The following is a 23,085-nucleotide window of genomic DNA, read 5'->3' on the forward strand; positions in this document are numbered from 1 at the left end:
TGGGAACCATGACGATGTCGACCACACAGCAACCAGCCCCCACCACCGCCAGTAAAAGTGAACTGATCTATCGCCTGGAAGATCGTCCACCGCTAACACAAACCTTGTTTGCAGCCGGACAACACCTTCTGGCGATGTTTGTTGCGGTGATCACGCCCGCGCTGCTCATCTGCCAGGCGCTCGGTTTACCGGCGCAGGATACACAGCACATTATCAGCATGTCCCTGTTCGCGTCCGGTGTGGCATCGGTACTGCAAATCAAAACCTGGGGACCGATCGGTTCAGGGTTACTCTCCATTCAGGGCACCAGCTTTAACTTTGTCACACCGCTGATTATGGGGGGAATGGCGCTGAAAAATGGCGGCGCGGACGTACCCACAATGATGGCGGCGCTGTTTGGTACATTGATGGTAGCCTCCTGTACGGAAATGGTGCTGTCGCGCGTGCTGCATCTGGCACGCCGCATCATCACGCCGTTAGTCTCAGGTATTGTGGTGATGATTATCGGCTTATCCCTGATTCAGGTCGGCCTTACCTCTATCGGCGGCGGGTTTGCTGCGATGAACGATCACAGCTTCGGCGCGCCGAAAAACCTGCTGTTAGCCGGTGCCGTGCTGGTGGTGATTATCCTGCTGAATCGCCAGAAAAACCCTTATCTGCGCGTTGCGTCGCTGGTGATTGCGATGGCGGTGGGCTACCTGCTGGCCTGGGCAATGGGCATGCTACCCACCCTCAGCACGCCTGCCGGGCAGCCGATCGTGGCGTTCCCCACTCCGCTCTATTACGGCCTGGGATTTGACTGGAATCTGCTGATCCCGCTGATGCTGGTCTTTATGGTGACCTCGCTGGAAACCATTGGGGACATCACCGCCACTTCGGATGTCTCTGAACAGCCGGTCAGCGGCCCGTTATACATGAAGCGCCTGAAAGGCGGTGTGCTGGCAAACGGCCTGAACTCTTTTGTATCTGCCCTGTTTAATACCTTTCCTAACTCCTGCTTTGGCCAGAATAATGGCGTGATTCAGCTGACTGGCGTTGCCAGCCGCTACGTGGGATTTGTTGTCGCGCTGATGCTGATCCTGCTGGGACTGTTCCCGGCAGTGAGCGGACTGGTACAGCACATTCCTGAGCCCGTGCTGGGCGGCGCTACGATTGTGATGTTTGGCACAATCGCCGCATCCGGTGTCCGTATCGTTTCCCGGGAGCCGCTGAATCGCCGGGCTATCATGATTATCGCGCTGTCGCTGGCGGCAGGACTCGGTGTTTCCCAGCAGCCCCTGATTCTGCAATTTGCACCCGACTGGCTGAAAACGTTACTCTCTTCCGGTATCGCTGCGGGTGGGATTACCGCGATTGTGCTGAATCTTATCTTCCCACCCGAAAAGTAACGTTCAAGGCAGGCGGCAACCCGCCTGCTATTTCGGCTGATTTACATCCAGGCGGTTGAGCTATAACGATAATTCAGGCATAACAACCTTTCAGCGGACTGAACCCGGGAAGGATACGATGAAATTTATAGGAAAGTTTTTCCTCACTTTATTGTTACTGCTGCTGTTTGCGCTGATCGTCGTCTATGTTCTGCTGCAAACTCAGTGGGGCGCGGGCTGGTTTAGCCGTTGGGTGAGTGATAAAACAGAATGGCATCTGTCTCTGAGCAAAATTGAGCACAATTTTTCTTCACCTACGCACATTATTCTGGATGACTTCAGCTTTGGTCATGAAGGCCAGCCTGCCGTACTGGTGGCCAAACGCGTCGACCTTGGCATCGCCCTGTTACAGTTCAGCGATCCGTTTCATTTTGCCAGCATAGAATTACGTGACGGCGAGGTAAACCTTGCTAACCTGGCGAACAAAAGCGCACTGCCCATGCAGGCAAACCGCCTGCAGTTAAACAACATGCGCATCGACAGCCCTGCCTCAGCGCTACCGCTGGCGGCACAGCAGGTGAATGGCGGCATTGTGCCCTGGCATCCGCAGGCCGGTGATTTGCTGGGTCGTGATGCGCAGTTCCAGATGAGCGCGGCCAGGATGACGCTCAACAGCGTTGACGGTGAAAACGTGCTGATTCAGGGTAATGTGTCCCAGGGCCGCATGGTATTTAGCAACATTGGGGCGGACTTAGCACGCGGTTCAATGACCGGTAACGGTGAGCGCGACGCGCAGGGTAACTGGAAGATTAATCAACTGCGTCTGAACGATATCCGTCTGCAAACGGCGCATACGCTTGTCGATTTCCTGAAACCGTTTGAAGAAGTACCCTCAGTTACGCTCAACCGGGTTGATATTACCGATGCCCGGCTCCAGGGCCCTGACTGGGCGGTGACCGATCTCGATCTGACGCTGAAAAATCTGAGCTGGAAGGGCCGGGACTGGCAGAGCCAGGACGGATCGCTGGCCATGAATGCCGGTAACTTTATTAACGGGCGCTTCGAACTTAACGATCCCATCATTAACATGGATTTCTCGCCTCAGGGGATTGCCCTGACGCAGTTCAGCTCGCGCTGGGCCAATGGCGTTATCCGGGCTGACGGCAACTGGTCACGTCAGGATAAACGGTTAACGCTGAATAATCTGGCGGTGGCCGGGCTGGAATATACCTTGCCTCAGAACTGGCGGGCGTTATGGCAGGATGCCCTGCCTGACTGGCTGGATGCCGTAACCGTGACGCGCTTTACCTCGAACCGCAATTTACTGATCGATATTAATCCGGCCTTCCCTTTCCAGCTCACTTCACTGGATGGCAGCGGCGAAAATCTGCAGCTGGCCCGTCAGCATCAATGGGGAATCTGGTCAGGTAAGCTGAGTCTGAACGCGGCGGAGTCGACCTTCAATCGTACGGATTTACGTCATCCTTCTGTCGCACTGGAGGCTGATGAACAACAAATTAAGGTGACAGAGCTCAGTGCGTTTAGTGGTAAAGGGTTGCTGGAAGGCACGGCGACCATAGGGCAGCAGGCTGATCGACCTGTCAGCCTGAACCTGACGGGACGCGGCGTGCCCGTTAATGTTCTGCAAAACTGGGGCTGGCCGGCGCTTCCCTTGCAGGGTGACAGCAATTTGCAGCTGCGCCTGAACGCCTCACTGAAAGCGAATCAGCCGCTGGCCCCGTCGGTTAACGCGACACTGTCCGTAACCACAGACAGCCAGCAGCTACAGCAGAGCATGCAGGCCGGACAGGTCCGCTAACGCACACAGGGCCGCAATAGCGGCCCTGTGGTTTAATTGATACGCGCGCCGGAGCCGCCCTCTTCCAGTGGTCCGTCGGGATCCACCGGCAACACGATGTAAACCGCTTCAAATACCGCGCCACACTCATCATCGCCAAACAGCTGCACTTCAAGCTGTACACGGGCTTTGCGTCCGCGCGCCAGGCGATCAAGATCGCCACTCAGTGAGCCAAGATCGGCAATAGCACCGGGTTTACCGGTAATCGGACGACTGTAGCGTATGTGCGCGTCGGCCAGAATAATGGTGCCGCCCAGATGGCGCTCCCGCAGTAACAGCCAGATCAGCCCCCAGCCGGTGAGCGTAGCCAGTGAAAACAGGCTTCCGGCAAACAACGTATAGTGCGGATTTTGGTTGCCGGTTTCCGGCATGGTGGTAATAAACTTCTGCCCGGTATATTGCAGGATGCGCACGCCCATTTTTTCACTCAGAGGAATGTGCTCATACCAGGCCTGTTGTAACTGCCCGCACCAGTCCGCACGGTGCAGAATATCGTCCAGTGTGACGACCGATTTGATCATCAGAAAGTGGCGCACCGGCGTCGTCTGCGGTGCGGTAATCTCGCCCTGATTCAGGTAGCCAAGTTTAGCGAAGAACGCCACCGCATCTTCTCGTGCGCTACAGGTCACGCGCTTCACACCTTCCTGACGCGCAACGGACTCCAGCGTCATCGCCACCAGCGTGCCGAGGCCTTTGCCCTGTACGGTGGGATGAACGGCCAAAAAACGGATAGCCGCTTCGTTATCAGCATTGATATAGAGCCGTCCTACTGCAACCGGCTTGCCCTGTTCATCCACCACCATTTGATGATGCGCTAATGCATCCCAGGCATCGCGTTCAGAACCCTGAGGCTGATGCAGCGGCTTTCGTAACATTTCCCAGCGGAACTGATAATACATATCCAGCTCTTCCGCCGTTTGTGGCACACGAAGATGATACATAAAATGGTTCTCTCGTTCTGATGCGGGGTTGCCGAGGCTAAGCCGTGCGAAATGAGGCGTCATACCTGTAACCAGAACGTCACCGGACCGTCGTTGACCAGAGCAACCTGCATATCGGCAGCAAAACGGCCATTGGCAGTCGTGACATCATGACGGCGACAACACGCGCTGAAATACTCATATAACCGCTCCGCTTCCTGCGGCGCGGCGCCACCGGAAAAAGACGGCCGCATGCCCTTTTGCGTATCGGCAGCCAGGGTGAACTGTGATACCACCAGCACGCTTCCGCCAGCCTGTTTGACGTTCAGGTTCATTTTGCCCTGTTCATCGCTAAAAATACGGTAGCCCAGTACGCGCTCCGCCAGTCGTTCAGCGCGCTTTTCGTCATCACCTTTTTCAACGCCTAACAGAATCAATAATCCCTGCCCGATCTCACCCACGACCGCATGATCAATGCTGACGCTGGCACGCTGAACGCGTTGAATTAAAGCAATCATCCGTCCTCTCGTTCTTTTTCTCTTTCCTGCCGTTTGAACTGGCGATAGTCATCTAAGGTAACCGTAATTTCGGCACCGAGCAAAACGATGCACCAGGTCCAGTACACCCACAGGAAAAGAATGGGGATCACCGCCAGCATGCCATAGATTAACTGATACGTCGGGAACATCGTAACATACAGCGCAAACCCCTTTTTCCCCAGTTCAAACAGCAACCCGGCGACCAGCGCCCCCGTCAGCGCATCGCGAGAAGGCACCCGCTGCGTTGGGACAATACTGTACAGCAACCAAAATGACAGCCACGACAGAAGCAAGGGAAAGAAACGCAGCGTCTGATCGACCAGGCTGGTCACCCCCGTCACGTTTATCCATTTCAGCGACAGCAGGTAAGAGCTGATGGCTAAACTGGCACCTGCCAGCAACGGCCCAAGCGTCAATATCATCCAGTAGACGGCAAAGGAATAGACCAGCGGGCGCTTTTTATGACTGCGCCAGATAGCATTCAGAGCCGAATCGACAGAATGCATCAACAGCAGCGCCGTGACAATCAGCCCCACGGCGCCCACGGCGGTCATGCGGTGCACGTTAGCCACAAACTGCTCAAGGTAACGCTGCAACGTGTTCCCCGCAGCAGGCATAAAGTTGGCAAAAATAAAGTTTTTAAGCTGGACGCTGATATCAGAAAACACAGGAAACGCGGCAAACAGCGCAAAAACTACGGCGATCAGCGGCACCAGCGCCAGTAGCGACACAAAGGCCAGGTTGCCCGCCTGTGTCGTCATGGCATCATTATCAATGCGCTTCCAGAGCAGCTTAAGCCACAGCCAGAAGGCATGAAACCTGGGGCGAAAACGATGTAACTTCATGGCTTAAGGCTGACCCGCGAACCAGTCGGGCACGGTTTTACTGTCGGTCACCAGCACGCTGGTAATGCCTAATGCGCGCGCACCTTCAATATTGGCGGCATTGTCGTCGAAGAAGACGGCCTGATCGGCACTGAATCCTTCCGCATCCAGTACGTGCTGATAAATGCGGGCTTCAGGTTTACGCATGCCCAGTTCCTGGGACAGATAAATCTTGTCAGCCGCCTGCTGCACATCAGGATACTGGGTCGGCCAGAAGGTGCAATGCAGTGCATTGGTATTCGACAATATCACCACCCGATGTCCTGCCTGGCGTAGCTGATTCATCAGCGCCAGCGTATCCGGACGCACTCCCACAAAGATAGCCTGCCAGCCCGCAGCAAACTGTTCATAGCTCAGCGCAATCTCCAGTTTTTCACATAAGGCTTCTGCAAAGGCTTCATCGCTGATTTCACCGCGCTCATGCTGCTCAAAAGCCGCATCCATTTGAAAATGACTTTGAAGCGATGCCAGCGGTACGCGGCTGAGGTCACTCCAGACGCCCAACACGCGGTTAAAGTCGATATCGATAATCACATTGCCCAAATCAAAGATATACAGCATGGTGCCTCCTTTGGTTCCCTGGATCATTCACTCTAGCGGTAAAAGTGCGGCCTGAACAGGCGGCCCGGACGAGAAAATTACACACTTTAAATTAAGGTACGACAGGACAAAGTGGGAAGGGGACAAAGAAGAAGTTACAGGCTGGTTTAGACTGGATTTAACTGAGCTGGTAAAACCCCCGGACAAAAAAAAGCCCCGTTAAAACGGGGCGTTATTATTACGCGATTAGGCGTCTTTACCGCCGCGTGAAGCACGCTTACGGTCGTTCTCAGTCAGGTGACGTTTACGGATACGCACTGACAGAGGCGTAACTTCGACCAGTTCGTCATCATCAATGAACTCGATCGCCTGTTCCAGCGTCATTTTCTGCGGTGGAACCAGTGTGGTGGCTTCGTCAGTACCGGAAGCACGCATGTTAGTCAGCTTCTTACCGGTCAGGCAGTTCACGGTCAGGTCGTTAGAACGGCTGTGAATACCGATGATCTGGCCTTCATAAACTTCCGCGCCATGGCCCAGGAACAGCTTACCGCGATCCTGCAGGCCGAACAGGGCGAACGCTACCGCTTTACCCTGGCCGTTAGAGATCAGAACGCCGTTCTGACGCTGACCCACTTCGCCCGGACGAATATCGTCGTAGTGGCTGAAGGTGGAGTACAGCAGACCTGTACCTGATGTCATGGTCATAAATTCGTTACGGAAACCGATCAGACCGCGGCTTGGGATGACGTAGTCAAGACGTACGCGGCCTTTGCCATCTGGATCCATATTTTTCAGGTCGCCTTTACGCTCGCCCATGGCCTGCATAACGGAACCCTGATGCGTTTCTTCGATATCCAGCGTCACGTTCTCGAATGGCTCTTGTTTACGGCCTTCGAATTCGCGGAAGATAACTTTCGGACGGGATACCGCCAGTTCGAAACCTTCACGACGCATGTTCTCGATCAGTACAGACAGATGCAGCTCACCACGGCCCGATACGCGGAACGCGTCAGCATCTTCGGTCTCTTCCACACGCAGTGCCACGTTGTGAACCAGTTCTTTGTTCAGACGCTCAAGGATCTGACGTGAGGTCACGTACTTACCTTCTTTACCGCAGAACGGTGAGGTGTTGACGTTGAAGAACATGGTTACCGTTGGCTCATCCACGCTCAGGGCTGGCAGCGCCTGCACATTCTGCGGATCGCAAATGGTGTCAGAAATGTTCAGTTCACCCAGACCGGTGATCGCAATGATGTCGCCCGCTTCTGCCAAGTCGCTGTCAATACGCTCCAGCCCCAGGTGAGTCAGCACTTTACCCACTTTACCGTTACGGGTTTTGCCTTCGCTGTCTACGATGGTGACTTGCTGGTTAGGCTTCACTTTACCGCGCTTGATGCGGCCGATACCGATCACGCCCAGATAGTTGTTGTAGTCCAGCTGAGAGATTTGCATCTGCAGCGGCGCTTCGACTTCAACCTGTGGAGGTGAAACGTGGTCAACGATTGCCTGATACAGCGGGGTCATATCGTCAGCCATGTCGGTGTGATCCAGACCGGCAATACCATTCAGCGCAGAGGCGAAAATGATAGGGAAATCGAGCTGCTCGTCCGTTGCATCCAGGTTAACGAACAGGTCAAACACCTGATCAACAACCCAGTCAGGACGTGCGCCAGGGCGGTCAACTTTGTTGATAACCACAATCGGCTTCAAACCATGCGCGAACGCTTTTTTGGTAACGAAGCGGGTTTGCGGCATAGGGCCATCCATCGCATCTACAACCAACAGTACCGAATCCACCATAGACATTACGCGTTCAACTTCACCACCGAAGTCGGCGTGTCCTGGGGTATCAACGATGTTGATACGGTAGTCGTTCCATTTAATGGCGGTATTTTTTGCGAGGATGGTAATCCCACGCTCTTTCTCCAAATCATTGGAGTCCATCACGCGCTCGGTGGCTTCAGTACGGGCATCAAAAGTACCAGACTGTTGCAGCAGTTTATCAACCAGGGTGGTCTTTCCATGGTCAACGTGCGCGATGATGGCGATGTTACGCAAATTTTCGATCACAGCTTTTTTGCCTCAGGCATTAGAAATAACGCGGTATTGTACACGGATTAAGCGGGAGACTGAACACGATCACACTTTTCACTGAAAGTTTATTGCATTGTCGCAAAATCGCACTAATAGCCGTGCAAAAATTGCACTACAATGATGTTTTGTACCACAATGGTGCTCATTTTCAACGCCAATGCACATAAAAAGTGCAGTGCAACTATCATGGTGCACGTCTTTTATGACAAAAAGGTGCATGACAGCGCGATTTTGTGCAAAGAAATAAAGTTGGCACAGAATTCGCTTTGTATTATCCAGATGAAAACGACGTAAGACAACGGTTGCAGAGCTGGTCGGGATCAGACTGAGGTATGGCTGACACATGTCGCACATTTCCTCACCCGGTTCTCACCATGTAGACAATGACCATTTCCAGGAGAGTTGAGTATGTCCGCTGAACACGTTCTCTCGATGATGAACGAGCACGAAGTTAAGTTTGTTGACCTGCGTTTTACCGATACCAAAGGTAAAGAACAGCACGTTACTATTCCGGCTCACCAGGTTAACGCTGACTTCTTCGAAGAAGGCAAAATGTTCGATGGCTCTTCCATCGGCGGCTGGAAAGGCATTAACGAATCAGACATGGTACTGATGCCGGATGCAACCACGGCAGTTATGGATCCGTTCTTTGAAGATTCAACACTGATCATTCGCTGTGACATCCTTGAGCCTGGCACCATGCAAGGCTATGACCGCGATCCACGCTCTATCGCAAAGCGCGCTGAAGACTATCTGCGTTCTTCAGGCATCGCTGATACCGTTCTGTTTGGACCCGAGCCAGAATTCTTCCTGTTCGACGATATCCGTTTCGGTTCGTCAACCTCTGGTTCACACGTCGCTATCGATGATATCGAAGCGGCCTGGAACACCGGCAAAGAATACGAAGGCGGTAACAAAGGTCACCGTCCAGGTCTGAAAGGCGGCTACTTCCCGGTTCCACCGGTCGATTCATCACAGGACATCCGTTCTGCTATGTGTCTGACAATGGAGCAAATGGGTCTGGTTGTTGAAGCTCATCACCACGAAGTTGCGACAGCGGGTCAGAACGAAGTGGCAACCCGCTTCAATACCATGACCAAAAAAGCTGACGAAATTCAGATCTACAAATATGTTGTGCACAACGTGGCGCATGCTTACGGCAAAACGGCAACCTTTATGCCGAAGCCAATGTTTGGTGACAACGGTTCAGGTATGCACTGCCACATGTCTCTGTCTAAAGGCGGACAAAACCTGTTCTCTGGTGACAAATACGGCGGCCTGTCTGAAACCGCGCTGTTCTACATCGGCGGTATCATCAAGCACGCAAAAGCAATCAACGCCCTGGCCAACCCAACCACCAACTCTTACAAGCGTCTGGTTCCGGGTTATGAAGCACCGGTTATGCTGGCTTACTCTGCCCGTAACCGTTCTGCATCAATCCGTATCCCGGTTGTTGCCAGCCCGAAAGCACGTCGTATTGAAGCGCGCTTCCCGGACCCAGCGGCTAACCCGTACCTGGCGTTTACTGCACTGCTGATGGCTGGCCTGGATGGCATCATCAACAAAATCCATCCTGGTGATGCGATGGATAAAAACCTGTATGACCTGCCACCGGAAGAAGAAGCTGAGATTCCAAAAGTTGCAGGTTCACTGGAAGAAGCGCTGAATGCACTGAACGAAGACCGCGAGTTCCTGACCCGTGGCGGCGTCTTCACTGACGACGCGATCGATGCTTACATCGAGCTGCGTAAATCAGAGAACGACCGTGTGCGCATGACGCCACATCCGGTTGAGTTCGAACTGTACTACAGCGTCTAATTTCAGAGTCAGCAAAATGGGTGCCGCATTGAAAGATTGCAATTGCGGCACGCTTAACCTGAAACGTTTTTTTGTTGCCGTGGAAACTTTAGCCCATCTTCGGATGGGCTTTTTTCTCCGCGAATTCATCGTTCATTCGCTTTAATTCCGGCTTAAAGACTACAATGCACTAAATTAGTGCAGAGGAACGCTGTATGGCAACTGCCTCCCTGCCCGACGCCGGGCAGATTCTCAATACCTTAATCAACAGTATTTTGTTGGTGGATACCGATTTGGCGATCCATTATGCCAACCCGGCGGCACAGCAATTACTGGCGCAAAGCTCACGTAAATTGTTCGGCACGCCGTTACCTGAATTAACCGGCTACTTTTCGCTGAATGTCGAGTTCATGCGCGAGAGTCTTGAGGCGGGCCAGGGCTTTACTGACAGCGAAGTTACTCTGGTCGTGGATGGCCGGGCGCACATTATGTCGCTCACGGCACAGCGCCTGCCTGATGGGTTGATTCTGCTGGAAATGGCACCGATGGATAATCAGCGTCGCCTGAGTCAGGAACAGCTGCAGCATGCTCAGCAGGTGGCCGCACGCGATCTGGTCCGCGGGCTGGCCCATGAGATTAAAAACCCGCTAGGTGGATTGCGCGGCGCGGCGCAGCTTTTGTCACGCGCCCTGCCGGACCCTGCCCTGAATGAATATACCAAAGTCATTATTGAACAGGCAGATCGCCTGCGAAATCTGGTTGATCGCTTACTGGGGCCGCAACAGCCCGGTATGCATATTACCCAGAGTATTCATCAGGTAGCGGAACGTGTCGTTAACCTGGTTTCGATGGAGCTGCCAAAAAACGTATCGCTGGTTCGCGATTACGATCCCAGCCTGCCGGAATTACCGCACGATCCCGATCAGATTGAGCAGGTTTTGCTGAACGTCGTGCGCAATGCGCTGCAGGCGTTAGGCGAAGACGGCGGCACAATCGTGATTCGAACCCGTACAGCCTTCCAGTTAACACTGCATGGCACACGTTATCGTCTGGTTGCCCGCATTGATATCGAAGATGACGGCCCCGGTATTCCAGCCCAGCTGCAGGATACGCTGTTCTATCCAATGGTAAGCGGACGGGAAGGCGGTACCGGCTTAGGCCTTTCTATTGCCCGTAGCCTGATTGATCAGCATTCGGGAAAAATTGAGTTCAACAGTTGGCCGGGTCATACCGAGTTTTCGGTTTACCTGCCTATTCGCCAGTGAGGTTTCTATGCAACGAGGGATAGTCTGGATCGTCGATGACGATAGCTCCATCCGCTGGGTGCTTGAACGCGCGCTCACTGGAGCCGGTTTAAGCTGTGCCACTTTTGACAGCGCGAACGACGTGCTCAATGCACTCGCAACAAAAACCCCGGACGTTTTATTGTCTGATATCCGTATGCCGGGTATGGACGGGCTGGCTCTGCTAAAACAAATCAAACAGCGCCATCCCATGCTTCCGGTTATCATCATGACAGCGCATTCCGACCTGGATGCCGCGGTAAGCGCCTATCAGCAAGGCGCGTTCGATTACCTGCCCAAACCGTTCGATATCGACGAAGCGGTCGCGCTGGTTGAACGTGCCATCAGTCACTATCAGGAGCAACAGCAGCCACGTAATCAACCGGTAAGCGGCCCCACCACCGATATTATCGGTGAAGCGCCCGCCATGCAGGACGTGTTCCGTATTATCGGCCGTCTCTCCCGTTCGTCGATTAGCGTGCTGATCAACGGGGAATCGGGTACAGGTAAAGAGTTGGTAGCGCACGCACTGCACCGCCACAGTCCTCGCAGTAAAGCGCCGTTTATTGCCCTCAACATGGCGGCGATCCCTAAGGATTTAATTGAGTCGGAACTGTTTGGCCATGAAAAAGGGGCCTTTACCGGTGCGAATCAGATTCGTCAGGGACGCTTTGAACAGGCCGACGGCGGGACGCTGTTTTTAGATGAAATTGGTGATATGCCGCTGGATGTTCAGACGCGCCTGCTGCGCGTACTGGCAGACGGGCAGTTTTACCGCGTCGGTGGCTATGCACCGGTCAAAGTGGACGTGCGCATCATTGCCGCTACGCACCAGAACCTTGAACTGCGGGTACAGGAAGGCAAGTTCCGTGAAGACTTGTTTCACCGCCTGAATGTCATCCGCGTGCATTTGCCGCCGCTGCGTGAGCGTCGTGAAGATATTCCCCGTCTGGCCCGTTATTTCCTGCAGGTGGCCGCACGCGAGCTTGGTGTGGAAGCCAAGATCCTGCATGCGGAGACCGAGACCGCGCTGACCCGTTTGCACTGGTCGGGTAACGTGCGTCAGCTGGAGAATACCTGCCGTTGGTTAACGGTGATGGCCGCCGGTCAGGAAGTGCTGATTCAGGATTTACCACCGGAGTTATTCGAATCCAGTACGCCGGAAAGCCCCACGCAGTCGCTTCCCGACAGCTGGGCAACCCTGCTGGCACAATGGGCCGATCGTGCCTTGCGTTCCGGTCATCAAAACCTGCTGTCAGAAGCACAGCCGGAAATGGAACGCACGCTTCTGACGACTGCACTGCGCCACACGCAGGGTCACAAACAGGAAGCCGCGCGTTTGCTGGGTTGGGGAAGGAATACGCTGACGCGTAAGCTGAAAGAACTGGGCATGGAATAAGCCATTCCGCCGGAACAGCCTGTGCTGTTCCGGCGGTTAAATCACACGCGAATAGGGCTGCGGTTGCGTCTTTTGTCGCAGGTAAGCATCAAAACACATACAAATATGGCGAATCAGCAGTCGTCCTGTTCCTGTCACTTTCAGGCCTGTCGCGTTTTGCACCACCAGCCCATCCGCAATCAGCGGTTTTAACCGCGCCAGCTCTTCGGCAAAATAGCTGTCGAAGGTGATATTCCACTGCGTTTCTGTCGCGCTGAAATCGAGCGCAAAGTTGCAGATAAGCGTTTTGATCACATCGCGGCGCAGGCAATCGTCCTGACTGAGCGTGAATCCCCGCCATAAGGCATGGCCCTGTTTTTCAACCTGGCTGTACCAGTCATTCAGGCTTTTCTGGTTTTGCGCGTAGCGATCGCCGATCATGCTAATGGCGGAGACGCCCAGACCGAGTAAATCGCAGTCGCCCTGGGTGGTATAACCCTGAAAATTGCGGTGCAGGTTCCCCTCGCGCTGAGCCACCGCCAGCTCGTCCTGCGGTTTAGCAAAGTGGTCCATACCGATGAACTGGTAGCCATGCCGGGTCAGCGTTGTAATGCTCTGCTGCAGGATAGCCAGCTTCTGTTGCGCCGAGGGCAGTTCATTTTCTTTAATTTTTCGCTGTGCGGCAAAGAGTGACGGAAGATGCGCATAGTTAAAAACGCTCAGTCGATCGGGATCCAGCGCGATAACCCGCTGCAGCGTAAAAGCAAAGCTTTCCGCCGTTTGCAGCGGCAGACCGTAAATCAGGTCGATGCTGGTTGAACGAAACCCCTGCTCACGTGCCCGTGCCATCAGGGCAAAAATCACGTCCTCATCCTGCACCCGGTTAACTCGTTCCTGCACCGTCTTGTTAAAGTCCTGTACGCCCATGCTCAGGCGATTAAAACCGCACGTCCGGAGATGATCGATCATCTCCAGTTCAATTTCACGCGGATCGACCTCGATCGACATCTCCGCGTCATCCTCGAAGGTGAAATGCTGTTTCAGCAGCGCCACCAGCCGGCTAACCTGCTGCTTATTCAAAAATGTAGGCGTGCCGCCGCCCCAGTGCAGTTGAGTGACGCGACGATCACGAAACAGTGGCGCGCGGGCGACAATCTCCTGTTCCAGCGCGTTCAGATAGCGGTCGGCTTTATGTAAGTGACGCGTGACAACCTTATTGCAGCCACAGAAATAGCACAGGCGATGACAGAACGGGATATGAACATAGAGCGACAGCGCGCGTTGCGGATAACGTTCAGTGGCACGTTGAAAATCAGCGTCTGTAAAGGTCTCGCTGAACGCTAGCGCGGTGGGATAAGAGGTATAGCGCGGACCCGCCGCATTGTATTTTTCAATTAATGCCTGGTCCCAGTCGATTTGTGTCGCTGACATGCTGACTCCTTCCGTTTACCTCGCTGTGGGAAAGGCCGCGATGCAGAAGGAAAGAGAGGAGTGCGGGAGGAAACCCGCCGTAAACGCTGCTTCAGACGCGACAGTCGTTGTAGTTTAAACAATAACCACAGGAGATAACATGTCATCAAAAGCACGAAAATTGATCCAGGCCAAAACATTGTCGTTTACCTGTTAAACCAGGCATGCGCATTTACGCATGCCGATCAAAGACGGCTTAATTCCCTTTAAGCAGGCGGTACATATCTTCTTCCGCCTCCGGATCGTCTTCCTCGTCCATCGCGATACCGAGCTGTTCCATCAGTTCATCAATGCGATCCAGCGTGACATCAAGCCAGCCCTGATCCTCAGATGAAAGCGTTTCGCCTTTCTCAAGGCGGTCCAGTAGCGCATCAAGACGCTCGCTGTTCTCTAACTGCGCCAGCTCTTCTTCCGGTGTCAGCACCACTTTCTGCTTCGCCGGTTTTGCCGTCACTTTTTTGGTTTTTGCGGGTGCAGCGTTGTCGGCAACGATTAACGACACCGGCTTTTTACTGCCGATACGCGGATCTTTTGCCGGGGCCGCTTGCTTACCGTTGCTGCTCTGCGCTTGCGGGTTAGCACGGCTACCTGACGCATGGCCACGATGCTTTTTATCGCGTTTACGATCGCGCGCTTCGTTATTGATCTCTTCACGCGATTTACGTTTTGCTTTGGCGACAGGCTTGCCCTTCGCCGCGCTTGCAGGTTGCTTCATAATCTTGGGTTCCGGTGTTTTTTATTCAGTATAGAATTGCGGCGAAATCTAGCAGAAACCAGACAAAGAAAAAAGGCGACAGCTCAAGCTGTCGCCTTATTTCATACCTTCGGCAGAAGGAATCATGTTTCAAATCCGTTTCGGCTCACAACATCCCGGTTAATCCTGCGCCTGCTCAACTCCGGAGCTCATCCTTTTCCTTTTCTGGTCCGCAATCCCTGACCATTTCCTTTCCTGTCGCTCTTCGTTATCCCAACGTTCCTGAGCGCATCATCCTGATGAATGCTGTCCTGCACTTCTGAATAATATAGACCAATTGGTAAAAGGCTCAAGTAATACTTGTATGGTGTTTGAGCGAAAAACCTGTACTTTAGTACAATGCACTGAATTTTAATCATTTATTTTTTTAATTTTTTAATTAAAAAGCGACATAACTTGCAAGATTTATGGCAAATGTCTTACAGCGATCCCTGAACAATGGTATTGAGCACTTTCCCGCCATAATGCGTATAATCAGCGCCATTGCCCTAATGCGTTTCTGGAGTACTACCTTGTCTGAACTGAATTACCATGTCACCCGCTTCATCCTTAGCGCGCCTGATATCCGCCATTTACCTTCTGATACTGGCATTGAAGTGGCGTTCGCTGGCCGTTCTAATGCGGGGAAATCCAGCGCTTTAAACACGTTAACCAACCAAAAAAGCCTGGCGCGTACCAGTAAAACGCCCGGTCGTACGCAGTTGATTAACCTGTTTGAGGTGGCCGAAGGTAAGCGCCTCGTCGATCTACCCGGTTATGGCTATGCCGAAGTGCCGGAAGAGATGAAACTCAAGTGGCAGCGGGCACTGGGAGAATATCTGCAAAAACGCCAGGCATTAAAAGGCCTGGTGGTACTGATGGATATTCGTCACCCTCTTAAAGATTTGGATCAGCAAATGATTCAGTGGGCCGTTGACAGCGGTATTCCTGTTTTGCTGCTGCTAACGAAAGCCGACAAGCTCGCATCTGGCGCACGTAAGGCCCAGCTTAATATGGTGAAGGAAGCCTCGCTGGCTTTCATGGGAGATGTGCAGGTGGAAGTTTTCTCATCGCTGAAAAAGATTGGCGTTGATAAAGTGCGCCACAAGCTGAATAGCTGGTTTAGTGAACTGGAACCCGCAGTGGACGATCAGGACAGTGACGCGTAAGGCCGGGCAAAAAGCCCAATAAAAAACGCCCCAGTCACAGAATGACTGGGGCGGCTAAATTCAGCCAAATCCGATTACGTGAAGTAAAAGGTCTGAAAGATAGAACATCTTACCTGTACCTCTGTACCCTACGCCTCGAACTTTACCTGATTTTTTGTGAGCAACAAAGGTTTTTTTGTTACTCCCATTCATTTTCCGCCACTTTTTTTACTATGCTCGTCACAAAAATGAAGATGACATGTAGTTAAATTATCAAAAAAATGGTGGAGGCAGAGTCAGTCATTCCTTCATGATGCTGAGAAAACCTGAATGGTTGAACGGGCAACGTTTCTCACCGGGCGCTAACGTATCACGTCAGCGCCGGTTGCTTACCTAGTGTGCCTGCTCCCAGTTATCCCCTACCCCAACTTCAACCAGTAAGGGCACATCCAGCGCCATACTGCCTTCCATTAGCGTACGAATCTGCTTACTGGCCGCTTCAACGGCCTCCTCTTTGATTTCGAACACCAGTTCATCGTGCACCTGCATAATCATCTTCACTGCGTCGCTTCGCTGTTCCTGTAACCAGTTATCAACCGCGATCATCGCGCGTTTAATGATATCGGCCGCCGTTCCTTGCATGGGGGCATTGATTGCGGCGCGTTCTGCCGCTTTACGTCGTATCGCATTGCTGGACTTGATGTCAGGCAACCACAGGCGACGCCCGTCCAGCGTTTCGACATAACCGTTACTCGCGGCGAGCTGACGGGTATTTTCCATGTAGCGCAGGACGCCTGGATAGCGCTCGAAGTACAGATCCATATATTTCTTCGCCTCACCTGCACCGATATTCAGCTGGCGGGATAAGCCAAATGCACTCATACCGTAGATGAGACCAAAGTTGATGGCCTTCGCGCTGCGACGTTGTTCACCCGTCACCTTACTGAGCGGTACGCCAAACACTTCCGCTGCGGTAGCCCGGTGGATATCTTCTCCCTGCGAGAACGCGTCCAGCAGGCCTTTATCCTGCGACAGATGGGCCATGATACGCAGTTCAATCTGCGAGTAGTCCGCCGCGACGATGCGGTTGCCTTTGCCTGCTACGAAGGCCTGGCGAATGCGCCGTCCTTCGTCATTCCGCACCGGGATGTTTTGCAGATTAGGATCGGTAGATGATAAACGTCCGGTCGCGGTGACGGCCTGATGGTAAGACGTATGCACGCGGCCGGTTACAGGATTGATCATCAACGGCAGCTTATCGGTGTACGTGGACTTGAGTTTTGACAGCCCACGGTGCTCCAGAATGACTTTCGGTAATGGATAGTCCAGCGCCAGCTCTGCCAGCACTTCTTCGCTGGTCGACGGCGCACCACCCGGCGTTTTCTTGGTGGGCTTGATGCCCTGCTTTTCAAACAGGATGACCTGCAGCTGCTTCGTGGAAGAGAGATTAAACGGCTCGCCTGCCAGTTCATGCGCTTCACGTTCCAGTTCAGCCAGGCGCGCTGTCAGCTCTTTTGAGTGCTGCGCTAAGATGGCCTGATCGATCAACACACCATTACGCTCAATGCGCGAAATGACCCTGAGCAACGGCATCTCGATCTGTTCGAACACCTTTTTCGGGCCGGCTTCTTTTTCAAGCTCAGGCCACATCTTCAGGTGCAACTGCAACGTGACGTCAGCATCTTCTGCCGCATAATGCGCAGCCTGCTCAAGGGCTATCTGATTAAACGTAAGCTGATTTTTACCCTTACCGGCGATCTCTTCGAAGGTGACCGTTTTATGATTCAACCAGCGTGCCGACAGGCTGTCCATATCATGTTTGCCCACCACACTGTTCAGGATGTACGACTCAAGCATGGTGTCATATTTAATGCCTGCTAACTCAATATCGTAGTTCTTAAGGACACCGCGATCGTACTTGAGGTTTTGCCCCACTTTGCTGACATCAGGATCTTCCAGCAGCGGTTTGAGCTGTGCGAGCACCGCATCGCGATCAAGCTGCTCGGGCGCATCAAGATAATCATGCGCGACAGGAAGATAAGCCGCTTCGCCTGGCGCGATGGCGAAACTGAGACCCACAATGTTGGCTGTTAACGTGTCCAGCGCATCGGTTTCAAGGTCAAACGCGAAAACGTCGCTTTTTTTCAGCTTCTCAACCCAGTTGTCCAGCGTTTGCTGATCCAGGATGGTGACATAACCCTCGGCAGACAAGACGCTTGTGGCTTCCGCCTTTACAGGCTCATCGACAAGAACCTGTTGGGCCTGTCGGTTGCTTTTCTTACCCTGCAGCCATTTTCCCTCTTGCAGGTCGGTCAACCAGCGCCTGAACTCGTAACGGCTAAACAGCGCCTGCAAGGCCTGAATATCCGGTTCACCGACGGTGAGCGCCTCACAAGGCTGATCCAGCGCTACATCCGTTTTAATGGTCGCAAGTTGATAGGAGAGAAACGCCACCTCGCGGTTTTGTTCCAGCTTTGTGGCCATAGTTTTGGCACCACGGAATGAAAGATCGGCAACTTTATCGAGATTATCGTAGATCGACTGCATCCCTCCCAGTCCCTGTAGCAGGGCCTGAGCCGTTTTTTCACCCACGCCTGGTACGCCTGGAATGTTATCTGAGCTGTCGCCCATCATCGCCAGAAAATCGATGATCAAGGCGGGTGGCACACCATACTTTTGCTCAACTTCTTCCGGCCCAAGAATGGTGTTAGTCATCGTATTGATTAACGTTATCGCTGGCGTCACCAGCTGCGCCATATCTTTGTCGCCCGTACTGATAAGGACAGAGTAACCCTTTTTTTCGGCTTCTAACGCCAGCGTACCAATCACATCATCCGCTTCGACACCGCTGACGGCCAGCAGAGGCAATCCCATCGCACGCACCATTTCGTGTAACGGCTCAATCTGTGACCGCAGATCGTCGGGCATGGGCGGGCGATGAGATTTGTAATGTTCAAACAGCTCATCCCTGAAGGTTTTGCCTTTAGCATCAAACACCACAGCAACATGTGTAGGGCTGTATTGAACCAACAGGCTTTTAAGCATGTTCAGCACGCCATACATAGCACCGGTAGGCTCTCCTGCACTGTTCGTCAGCGGCGGGAAAGCGTGGTACGCGCGATAAAGATAGGATGAGCCATCAACCAAAATCAGGGGGTTTTCTGCTATTTGCGCCATATGTCTGTGTATTCTTCGTTGCCATGGATTGGTCTATAAGGATGCCACACCTTGGCGAAAAGGGTTAATCAAGACAAACGGGAAGTTGTTTTTTTGGTGCTGCAGCCTTTTGGATCGTAACGACTTCCTGTGGATAACTTTGTGCGTAAAAATCATATCAATCATTTATTTATATCATAGCGATCCCGGCCAGCAATGATACTTGTTTAAAATTAGTAACTTAAAACAAAACCGTGATGTGATCGTGATTTTTGACGGCATGTCTGCTTGTGTGGATAGAATAACTGTGCTTCTCCACTCCAGCAGAGATAAGGTGAGTGATGGCAAAAGAAAACGCCAGCGAATGCTGGCGTATTGCGGAAGATGATATCAAAAAAACGCTTATTTCTTTTCGACCAGGAATTTAACAACGTTGGCATAATCCGCCACGAAGTTTTCCATTGAGCTCGTATCCAGTCCACCGTTATTAACCATGTATTTGCCGTTAATAAAGATAGCGGGAACACCGCGCAGATCCACATCAGCGGCCGCTTTTTGCTGCTGGGCAACCAGCGCTTTTACTGCAAAGCTGTTCCAGGCCGAATCATATTGCTCAGAGGTAATGCCTGCGGCTTTGATGAAAACGTCTTTCAGACTGGCGGGATCGGTAATGGTCTGGGTTTTCTGAATACCATCGAAAATAGGTGCCGTGACTTTATCTTCAACCCCCAGCGCCATGGCCACAGCCCATGCGTGCGTGACAACCGGCCCCAGCTCGCCGCCCAGGAAATCAACATGGTATTTAACCATTTTGGTATCCGCTGGCAGGTTCTTTTTCACCGCATCACTGACATGATAGATTTCTTCAAACTGGTAGCAGTGAGGACAAAAAAATGAGAAAAACTCCATGACCTGCGGTTCACCGGCAACCGGCTTAGGCAGGCTGACATATTGTTTACCTTCAGAGAATTGTGCAGCAGATGCGCTGAAGGCCAGCACCAAACCCATCAGTGCAAAAAATATTTTCTTCATTGGGGAAAACTCTCCTGACTTGTCATTAAAATTGCGGGGTCAGCTGCAACGGGGGTTCCCGCAACACCTTTTCCTGCTCGATAAACTGCAAAATTTGCCTGCGCCAAAAATCCTCATCGGTCATCCAGGGAAACGCGCGCGGAAAGGCGGGGTCCTGCCAGCGGCGAACAACCCAGGCCAGATAATAAATCATGCGCATCGCACGTAAAGGTTCAATCAGTGACAATTCGTTAATATCGAAATCACTGAATTCACTATAGGCTTCCAGCAGAATATCCCACTGGATCCGCTGCTCCTGCTTATCGCCGCTGATCAACATCCACAGATCCTGAACGGCCGGGCCATTGCGGGCATCGTCGAGATCGACAAACAGGGGGCCGTCCCGCCACAGGATATTGCCTGGGTGGCAATCACCATGTAATCGTAACGGCTGCCAGTTGTCATGCCAGCATTGACGGAGTGTCATACCCAGCTTATCGACGGCCTCTGACAATGCACTGCGCAGCGACGCGGGCACAAGTTCAGCGTTTGCCAGCACATCCCGGGGCTGATCCAGATATTCATCAAGCCCCATTGAGGGGCGATGCCGGAACAGATTTTTTCGGCCAGTTTGATGCATGCGGCCCAGGAAGCGCCCAACCCATTCCATCTGATCGTCGTTATCGGTTTCATATTGTCGGCCCCCGAGGCTGGGGAAAACCGCAAAGTAAAAACCCGCATGCTGTTGCAACGTATTACCCTTAAGAACCAGGGGCGCAGCAATGGGCACTTCATCGCCGAGTAAATCGTGAGAGAACTGATGCTCCTCAGTAATCTGCTCAGCAGACCAACGCTGTGGTCGGTAAAACTTGGCCACATAGCGCTGCCTGTTATCATCGCTAAACTGATAAACGCGGTTTTCGTAGCTGTTCAGGGCCGTAAGACCGGAGTCTACCCGAATACCTGTTTCCCAAAGCGCATCAAGCAGGACATCTGGATTGAGCGTTTGAAAATTAAAGGCGGCATCACTCATGGTTATCCCTGTGCTTATCTTTACTGTGAACGGCTAAGGATAACACTACTCATCATTTTTAATGACTCCACGTGCACGCAGCAGCGCCGTTTTAAAATCAACTTCATAATCTTTTTTCAGTCCGGGAATCTGATCATGGCTGGCAGAATCACGCATTTTTAGATGATAAATCAATATGTCATCGCTTAATTCACTTAATGGGCCAACGAAACCGGACGCCTGAGCCAGTTTTTGTAAAAATGCCAGCAGGTTAAGATCAGGTTCTTTTTCCCAGGCAGGTTGCAGGAGTTCGAGCAGTTCACTCAGCCGATGCGTTTTCATGATGATTCCTTTATGCAGGTGGTCCGCTGCCGCAATGTGAGTATCGTCCAGATTTGAGTCAGGAGACGAAAATGACAGCAATTACCGGGGTAATCCTTGCAGGTGGACAAGGTCGCCGTATGAGAGGACAGGATAAAGGGTTAATAATGCTGCAAGGTAAACCACTTTATCAGCATGTTCTTCAGCGGTTAAAGCCGCAGGTAGACATTGTGTTAATAAGCGCCAACCGTAACATTGATCGTTATCAGATAAGTGGTTGTCAGGTCGTGGCTGACACCATGCAGGACTATCCCGGACCACTGGCAGGTATGCTGAGCGGTTTGCGAAACAGTCCTACTGAGTGGGTTGCGTTTTGCGCGTGCGATACACCTGATATTCCCGGCGATTTTGTTGCGCGTCTTTGGCAGCAGCGTAACAGCGCACCTGTTGTCTGGGTGCAGTCATCCGAACGTGATCATCCGACTCTGGCGCTGATGAATCGGGCGCTGATCGGCGATCTTGAAGCGGGCTTGTTACGTGGTGAACGCAGGCTTATGCAATTTATGCGTGAACAGGGTGGACATCCCGTACTGTTCAGTGATGCGGAATCAGCTTTCCGCAATATTAATACGCCTGACGATCTGGTTAATCGGGAGAAATCATCATGCCCGTCCCGTTATTAGCGATTGTCGCCTGGAGCGGAACCGGTAAAACAACGCTGCTTGAGCAGGTTATACCGCTGTTGAAAGCGCAGGGAATACGAGCAGGACTGATCAAACATACGCATCATCAGATGGATGTTGATACGCCAGGTAAGGACAGCTATCGGCTGCGAAAAGCCGGTGCCGATCAGGTTATTGTCGCCAGCGATCGGCGCTGGGCGATGATGTGTGAAACGCCAGAGCAGTCCGTTAGTCTAAGGATGTTAGCCTCACGAATGGATAGTACGCAACTGGATTTGGTGCTAGTGGAAGGCTTCAAAGATGAACCCGTGCCCAAAATGGTGCTTTGGCGATCGGGTGTTAAAGGGGAGCTGATCGATCTGCTGGATGAGCATGTCGTGGCGGTTGTCACTGACGACCTTTCGCGGAAGCCGGATGTGCCCACTGTGGATATCAACCAGCCCGGAGAGGTTGCTGCGTTTATCATGACATGGCTGGAAAAGGCCAGTTAAAGGAACGAGATACAGGGCGCGTTATCTCTGACAGGTATCGGCTGAGACTTCGTATGGGGTTGTACGAGGGCGGCGTCGGAAGATAAACGTCATGGCGGTCCCGCATACATGCAGAGGCAAGGTAAACGGTCAGGGCAGGACCAGGGAGGATGACCGGCAGGCGACGGCAGAGATCTGACCTGAAGCCCGCAGAGGTCCGGCAGGCCACGCCCTCCCCGGACGACGGACGTAAAAAAGCCCCGTACTTTCGTACGGGGCTTCTTCACCTGATTGATGCCTGGCAGTTCCCTACTCTCGCATGGGGAGACCCCACACTACCATCGGCGCTACGGCGTTTCACTTCTGAGTTCGGCATGGGGTCAGGTGGGACCACCGCGCTACAGCCGCCAGGCAGATTCTG

At 52.8% G+C, this 23,085-nt stretch carries 20 protein-coding genes and 1 rRNA gene; 8 read left to right on the forward strand and 13 right to left on the reverse strand.

The window, feature by feature from the left end:
- Positions 1 to 14 precede the first annotated feature (14 nt).
- Together F7Q90_RS04420 and F7Q90_RS04425 are read left to right on the forward strand one after the other, a co-directional pair.
- On the forward strand, positions 15 to 1,388 hold the full coding sequence (locus F7Q90_RS04420) for a nucleobase:cation symporter-2 family protein (RefSeq protein ID WP_006121340.1): 1,374 nt from the start codon (positions 15 to 17) through the stop codon (positions 1,386 to 1,388).
- Between the two features lie 118 nt (positions 1,389 to 1,506).
- Positions 1,507 to 3,186, forward strand: a complete 1,680-nt coding sequence (locus F7Q90_RS04425; RefSeq protein ID WP_006121338.1) for an AsmA family protein — start codon at positions 1,507 to 1,509, stop codon at positions 3,184 to 3,186.
- 32 nt (positions 3,187 to 3,218) lie between these two features.
- On the opposite strand, the gene fabY is transcribed toward F7Q90_RS04425, so the two are convergent.
- The 5 genes from fabY to typA all read right to left on the reverse strand — a co-directional run bounded on the left by fabY (position 3,219) and on the right by typA (position 8,178).
- Complete coding sequence (gene fabY / locus F7Q90_RS04430; protein ID WP_006121337.1) at positions 3,219 to 4,166, reverse strand: fatty acid biosynthesis protein FabY; 948 nt, start codon at positions 4,164 to 4,166, stop codon at positions 3,219 to 3,221.
- A gap of 59 nt (positions 4,167 to 4,225) precedes the next feature.
- The gene (gene dtd, locus F7Q90_RS04435) at positions 4,226 to 4,663 is read right to left on the reverse strand and encodes a D-aminoacyl-tRNA deacylase (RefSeq protein ID WP_006121336.1); all 438 of its coding nucleotides are present in this window, start codon (positions 4,661 to 4,663) and stop codon (positions 4,226 to 4,228) included.
- Positions 4,660 to 5,529: a virulence factor BrkB family protein gene (locus F7Q90_RS04440; protein WP_006121334.1), complete on the reverse strand. Its 870-nt coding sequence runs from the start codon at positions 5,527 to 5,529 to the stop codon at positions 4,660 to 4,662. The genes dtd and F7Q90_RS04440 overlap by 4 nt, the downstream gene beginning before the upstream one ends.
- A 3-nt stretch (positions 5,530 to 5,532) precedes the next feature.
- Entirely contained in the window at positions 5,533 to 6,129 is a 597-nt protein-coding gene (yihX, locus tag F7Q90_RS04445; RefSeq protein ID WP_006121333.1) for a glucose-1-phosphatase, read from the reverse strand.
- A gap of 225 nt (positions 6,130 to 6,354) precedes the next feature.
- A complete protein-coding gene (gene typA / locus F7Q90_RS04450; RefSeq protein WP_006121332.1) occupies positions 6,355 to 8,178 on the reverse strand; it encodes a ribosome-dependent GTPase TypA in 1,824 nt (607 codons plus the stop codon).
- A 432-nt stretch (positions 8,179 to 8,610) separates the two neighbouring features.
- Between typA and glnA the strand changes: the two genes are divergently transcribed.
- The 3 genes from glnA (at position 8,611) to glnG (ending at position 12,681) form a co-directional block, all read left to right on the forward strand.
- Entirely contained in the window at positions 8,611 to 10,020 is a 1,410-nt protein-coding gene (gene glnA / locus F7Q90_RS04455; protein WP_006121331.1) for a glutamate--ammonia ligase, read from the forward strand.
- Positions 10,021 to 10,214: 194 nt separating this feature from the next.
- Positions 10,215 to 11,264: a nitrogen regulation protein NR(II) gene (glnL, locus tag F7Q90_RS04460; RefSeq protein ID WP_006121330.1), complete on the forward strand. Its 1,050-nt coding sequence runs from the start codon at positions 10,215 to 10,217 to the stop codon at positions 11,262 to 11,264.
- A 7-nt stretch (positions 11,265 to 11,271) separates the two neighbouring features.
- Positions 11,272 to 12,681 (forward strand): nitrogen regulation protein NR(I), encoded by a 1,410-nt coding sequence (glnG, locus tag F7Q90_RS04465; protein ID WP_006121329.1) that lies wholly within the window; start codon positions 11,272 to 11,274, stop codon positions 12,679 to 12,681.
- A gap of 36 nt (positions 12,682 to 12,717) precedes the next feature.
- On the opposite strand, the gene hemN is transcribed toward glnG, so the two are convergent.
- Together hemN and yihI are read right to left on the reverse strand one after the other, a co-directional pair.
- Positions 12,718 to 14,091 carry an oxygen-independent coproporphyrinogen III oxidase gene (gene hemN, locus F7Q90_RS04470; protein WP_006121328.1) on the reverse strand — a complete coding sequence of 458 codons (1,374 nt, stop codon included), beginning with the start codon at positions 14,089 to 14,091 and terminating at the stop codon, positions 12,718 to 12,720.
- A gap of 235 nt (positions 14,092 to 14,326) precedes the next feature.
- Positions 14,327 to 14,845 carry a Der GTPase-activating protein YihI gene (yihI, locus tag F7Q90_RS04480; RefSeq protein WP_006121327.1) on the reverse strand — a complete coding sequence of 173 codons (519 nt, stop codon included), beginning with the start codon at positions 14,843 to 14,845 and terminating at the stop codon, positions 14,327 to 14,329.
- Between the two features lie 551 nt (positions 14,846 to 15,396).
- Here yihI and yihA point away from each other — a divergent pair.
- Positions 15,397 to 16,032, forward strand: coding sequence for a ribosome biogenesis GTP-binding protein YihA/YsxC (gene yihA / locus F7Q90_RS04490; protein ID WP_006121326.1), 636 nt, complete (start codon positions 15,397 to 15,399; stop codon positions 16,030 to 16,032).
- A gap of 60 nt (positions 16,033 to 16,092) precedes the next feature.
- Here the strand turns inward: yihA and F7Q90_RS28105 are convergent, their stop codons facing one another.
- The 5 genes from F7Q90_RS28105 to F7Q90_RS04515 form a co-directional block, all read right to left on the reverse strand.
- Entirely contained in the window at positions 16,093 to 16,140 is a 48-nt protein-coding gene (locus tag F7Q90_RS28105) for a spot 42 RNA, inhibition of DNA synthesis (protein WP_071892919.1), read from the reverse strand.
- A gap of 264 nt (positions 16,141 to 16,404) precedes the next feature.
- Complete coding sequence (polA, locus tag F7Q90_RS04500) at positions 16,405 to 19,188, reverse strand: DNA polymerase I (protein WP_006121323.1); 2,784 nt, start codon at positions 19,186 to 19,188, stop codon at positions 16,405 to 16,407.
- Positions 19,189 to 19,569: 381 nt separating this feature from the next.
- Positions 19,570 to 20,199, reverse strand: coding sequence for a thiol:disulfide interchange protein DsbA (dsbA, locus tag F7Q90_RS04505; RefSeq protein WP_006121321.1), 630 nt, complete (start codon positions 20,197 to 20,199; stop codon positions 19,570 to 19,572).
- Positions 20,200 to 20,224: 25 nt separating this feature from the next.
- Complete coding sequence (locus F7Q90_RS04510) at positions 20,225 to 21,211, reverse strand: serine/threonine protein kinase (RefSeq protein WP_006121320.1); 987 nt, start codon at positions 21,209 to 21,211, stop codon at positions 20,225 to 20,227.
- A gap of 45 nt (positions 21,212 to 21,256) precedes the next feature.
- The gene (locus F7Q90_RS04515) at positions 21,257 to 21,532 is read right to left on the reverse strand and encodes a YihD family protein (protein ID WP_006121318.1); all 276 of its coding nucleotides are present in this window, start codon (positions 21,530 to 21,532) and stop codon (positions 21,257 to 21,259) included.
- Positions 21,533 to 21,603: 71 nt separating this feature from the next.
- On the opposite strand from F7Q90_RS04515, the gene mobA reads away from it, so the two are divergent.
- On the forward strand, positions 21,604 to 22,194 hold the full coding sequence (gene mobA, locus F7Q90_RS04520) for a molybdenum cofactor guanylyltransferase MobA (RefSeq protein WP_006121317.1): 591 nt from the start codon (positions 21,604 to 21,606) through the stop codon (positions 22,192 to 22,194).
- Positions 22,176 to 22,685 (forward strand): molybdopterin-guanine dinucleotide biosynthesis protein MobB, encoded by a 510-nt coding sequence (mobB, locus tag F7Q90_RS04525; RefSeq protein ID WP_006121316.1) that lies wholly within the window; start codon positions 22,176 to 22,178, stop codon positions 22,683 to 22,685. The genes mobA and mobB overlap by 19 nt, the downstream gene beginning before the upstream one ends.
- 275 nt (positions 22,686 to 22,960) lie before the next feature.
- On the opposite strand, the gene rrf is transcribed toward mobB, so the two are convergent.
- A 5S ribosomal RNA gene (gene rrf / locus F7Q90_RS04530) occupies positions 22,961 to 23,076 on the reverse strand.
- Positions 23,077 to 23,085 lie beyond the last annotated feature (9 nt).

It is taken from the genome of Pantoea stewartii subsp. stewartii (assembly GCF_008801695.1).
Classification (GTDB): domain Bacteria; phylum Pseudomonadota; class Gammaproteobacteria; order Enterobacterales; family Enterobacteriaceae; genus Pantoea; species Pantoea stewartii.

Coding starts and splice junctions, on each gene's coding strand:
- mobB (WP_006121316.1), top strand. CDS start 22,176: ATGCCCGTCCCGTTATTAGCGATTGTCGCCTGGAGCGGAACCGGTAAA.
- glnL (WP_006121330.1), top strand. CDS start 10,215: ATGGCAACTGCCTCCCTGCCCGACGCCGGGCAGATTCTCAATACCTTA.
- dtd (WP_006121336.1), bottom strand. CDS start 4,663: ATGATTGCTTTAATTCAACGCGTTCAGCGTGCCAGCGTCAGCATTGAT.
- glnG (WP_006121329.1), top strand. CDS start 11,272: ATGCAACGAGGGATAGTCTGGATCGTCGATGACGATAGCTCCATCCGC.
- yihI (WP_006121327.1), bottom strand. CDS start 14,845: ATGAAGCAACCTGCAAGCGCGGCGAAGGGCAAGCCTGTCGCCAAAGCA.
- dsbA (WP_006121321.1), bottom strand. CDS start 20,199: ATGAAGAAAATATTTTTTGCACTGATGGGTTTGGTGCTGGCCTTCAGC.
- polA (WP_006121323.1), bottom strand. CDS start 19,188: ATGGCGCAAATAGCAGAAAACCCCCTGATTTTGGTTGATGGCTCATCC.
- mobA (WP_006121317.1), top strand. CDS start 21,604: ATGACAGCAATTACCGGGGTAATCCTTGCAGGTGGACAAGGTCGCCGT.
- F7Q90_RS04440 (WP_006121334.1), bottom strand. CDS start 5,529: ATGAAGTTACATCGTTTTCGCCCCAGGTTTCATGCCTTCTGGCTGTGG.
- F7Q90_RS04510 (WP_006121320.1), bottom strand. CDS start 21,211: ATGAGTGATGCCGCCTTTAATTTTCAAACGCTCAATCCAGATGTCCTG.
- F7Q90_RS04515 (WP_006121318.1), bottom strand. CDS start 21,532: ATGAAAACGCATCGGCTGAGTGAACTGCTCGAACTCCTGCAACCTGCC.
- F7Q90_RS04425 (WP_006121338.1), top strand. CDS start 1,507: ATGAAATTTATAGGAAAGTTTTTCCTCACTTTATTGTTACTGCTGCTG.
- yihX (WP_006121333.1), bottom strand. CDS start 6,129: ATGCTGTATATCTTTGATTTGGGCAATGTGATTATCGATATCGACTTT.
- F7Q90_RS04420 (WP_006121340.1), top strand. CDS start 15: ATGTCGACCACACAGCAACCAGCCCCCACCACCGCCAGTAAAAGTGAA.
- fabY (WP_006121337.1), bottom strand. CDS start 4,166: ATGTATCATCTTCGTGTGCCACAAACGGCGGAAGAGCTGGATATGTAT.
- glnA (WP_006121331.1), top strand. CDS start 8,611: ATGTCCGCTGAACACGTTCTCTCGATGATGAACGAGCACGAAGTTAAG.
- hemN (WP_006121328.1), bottom strand. CDS start 14,091: ATGTCAGCGACACAAATCGACTGGGACCAGGCATTAATTGAAAAATAC.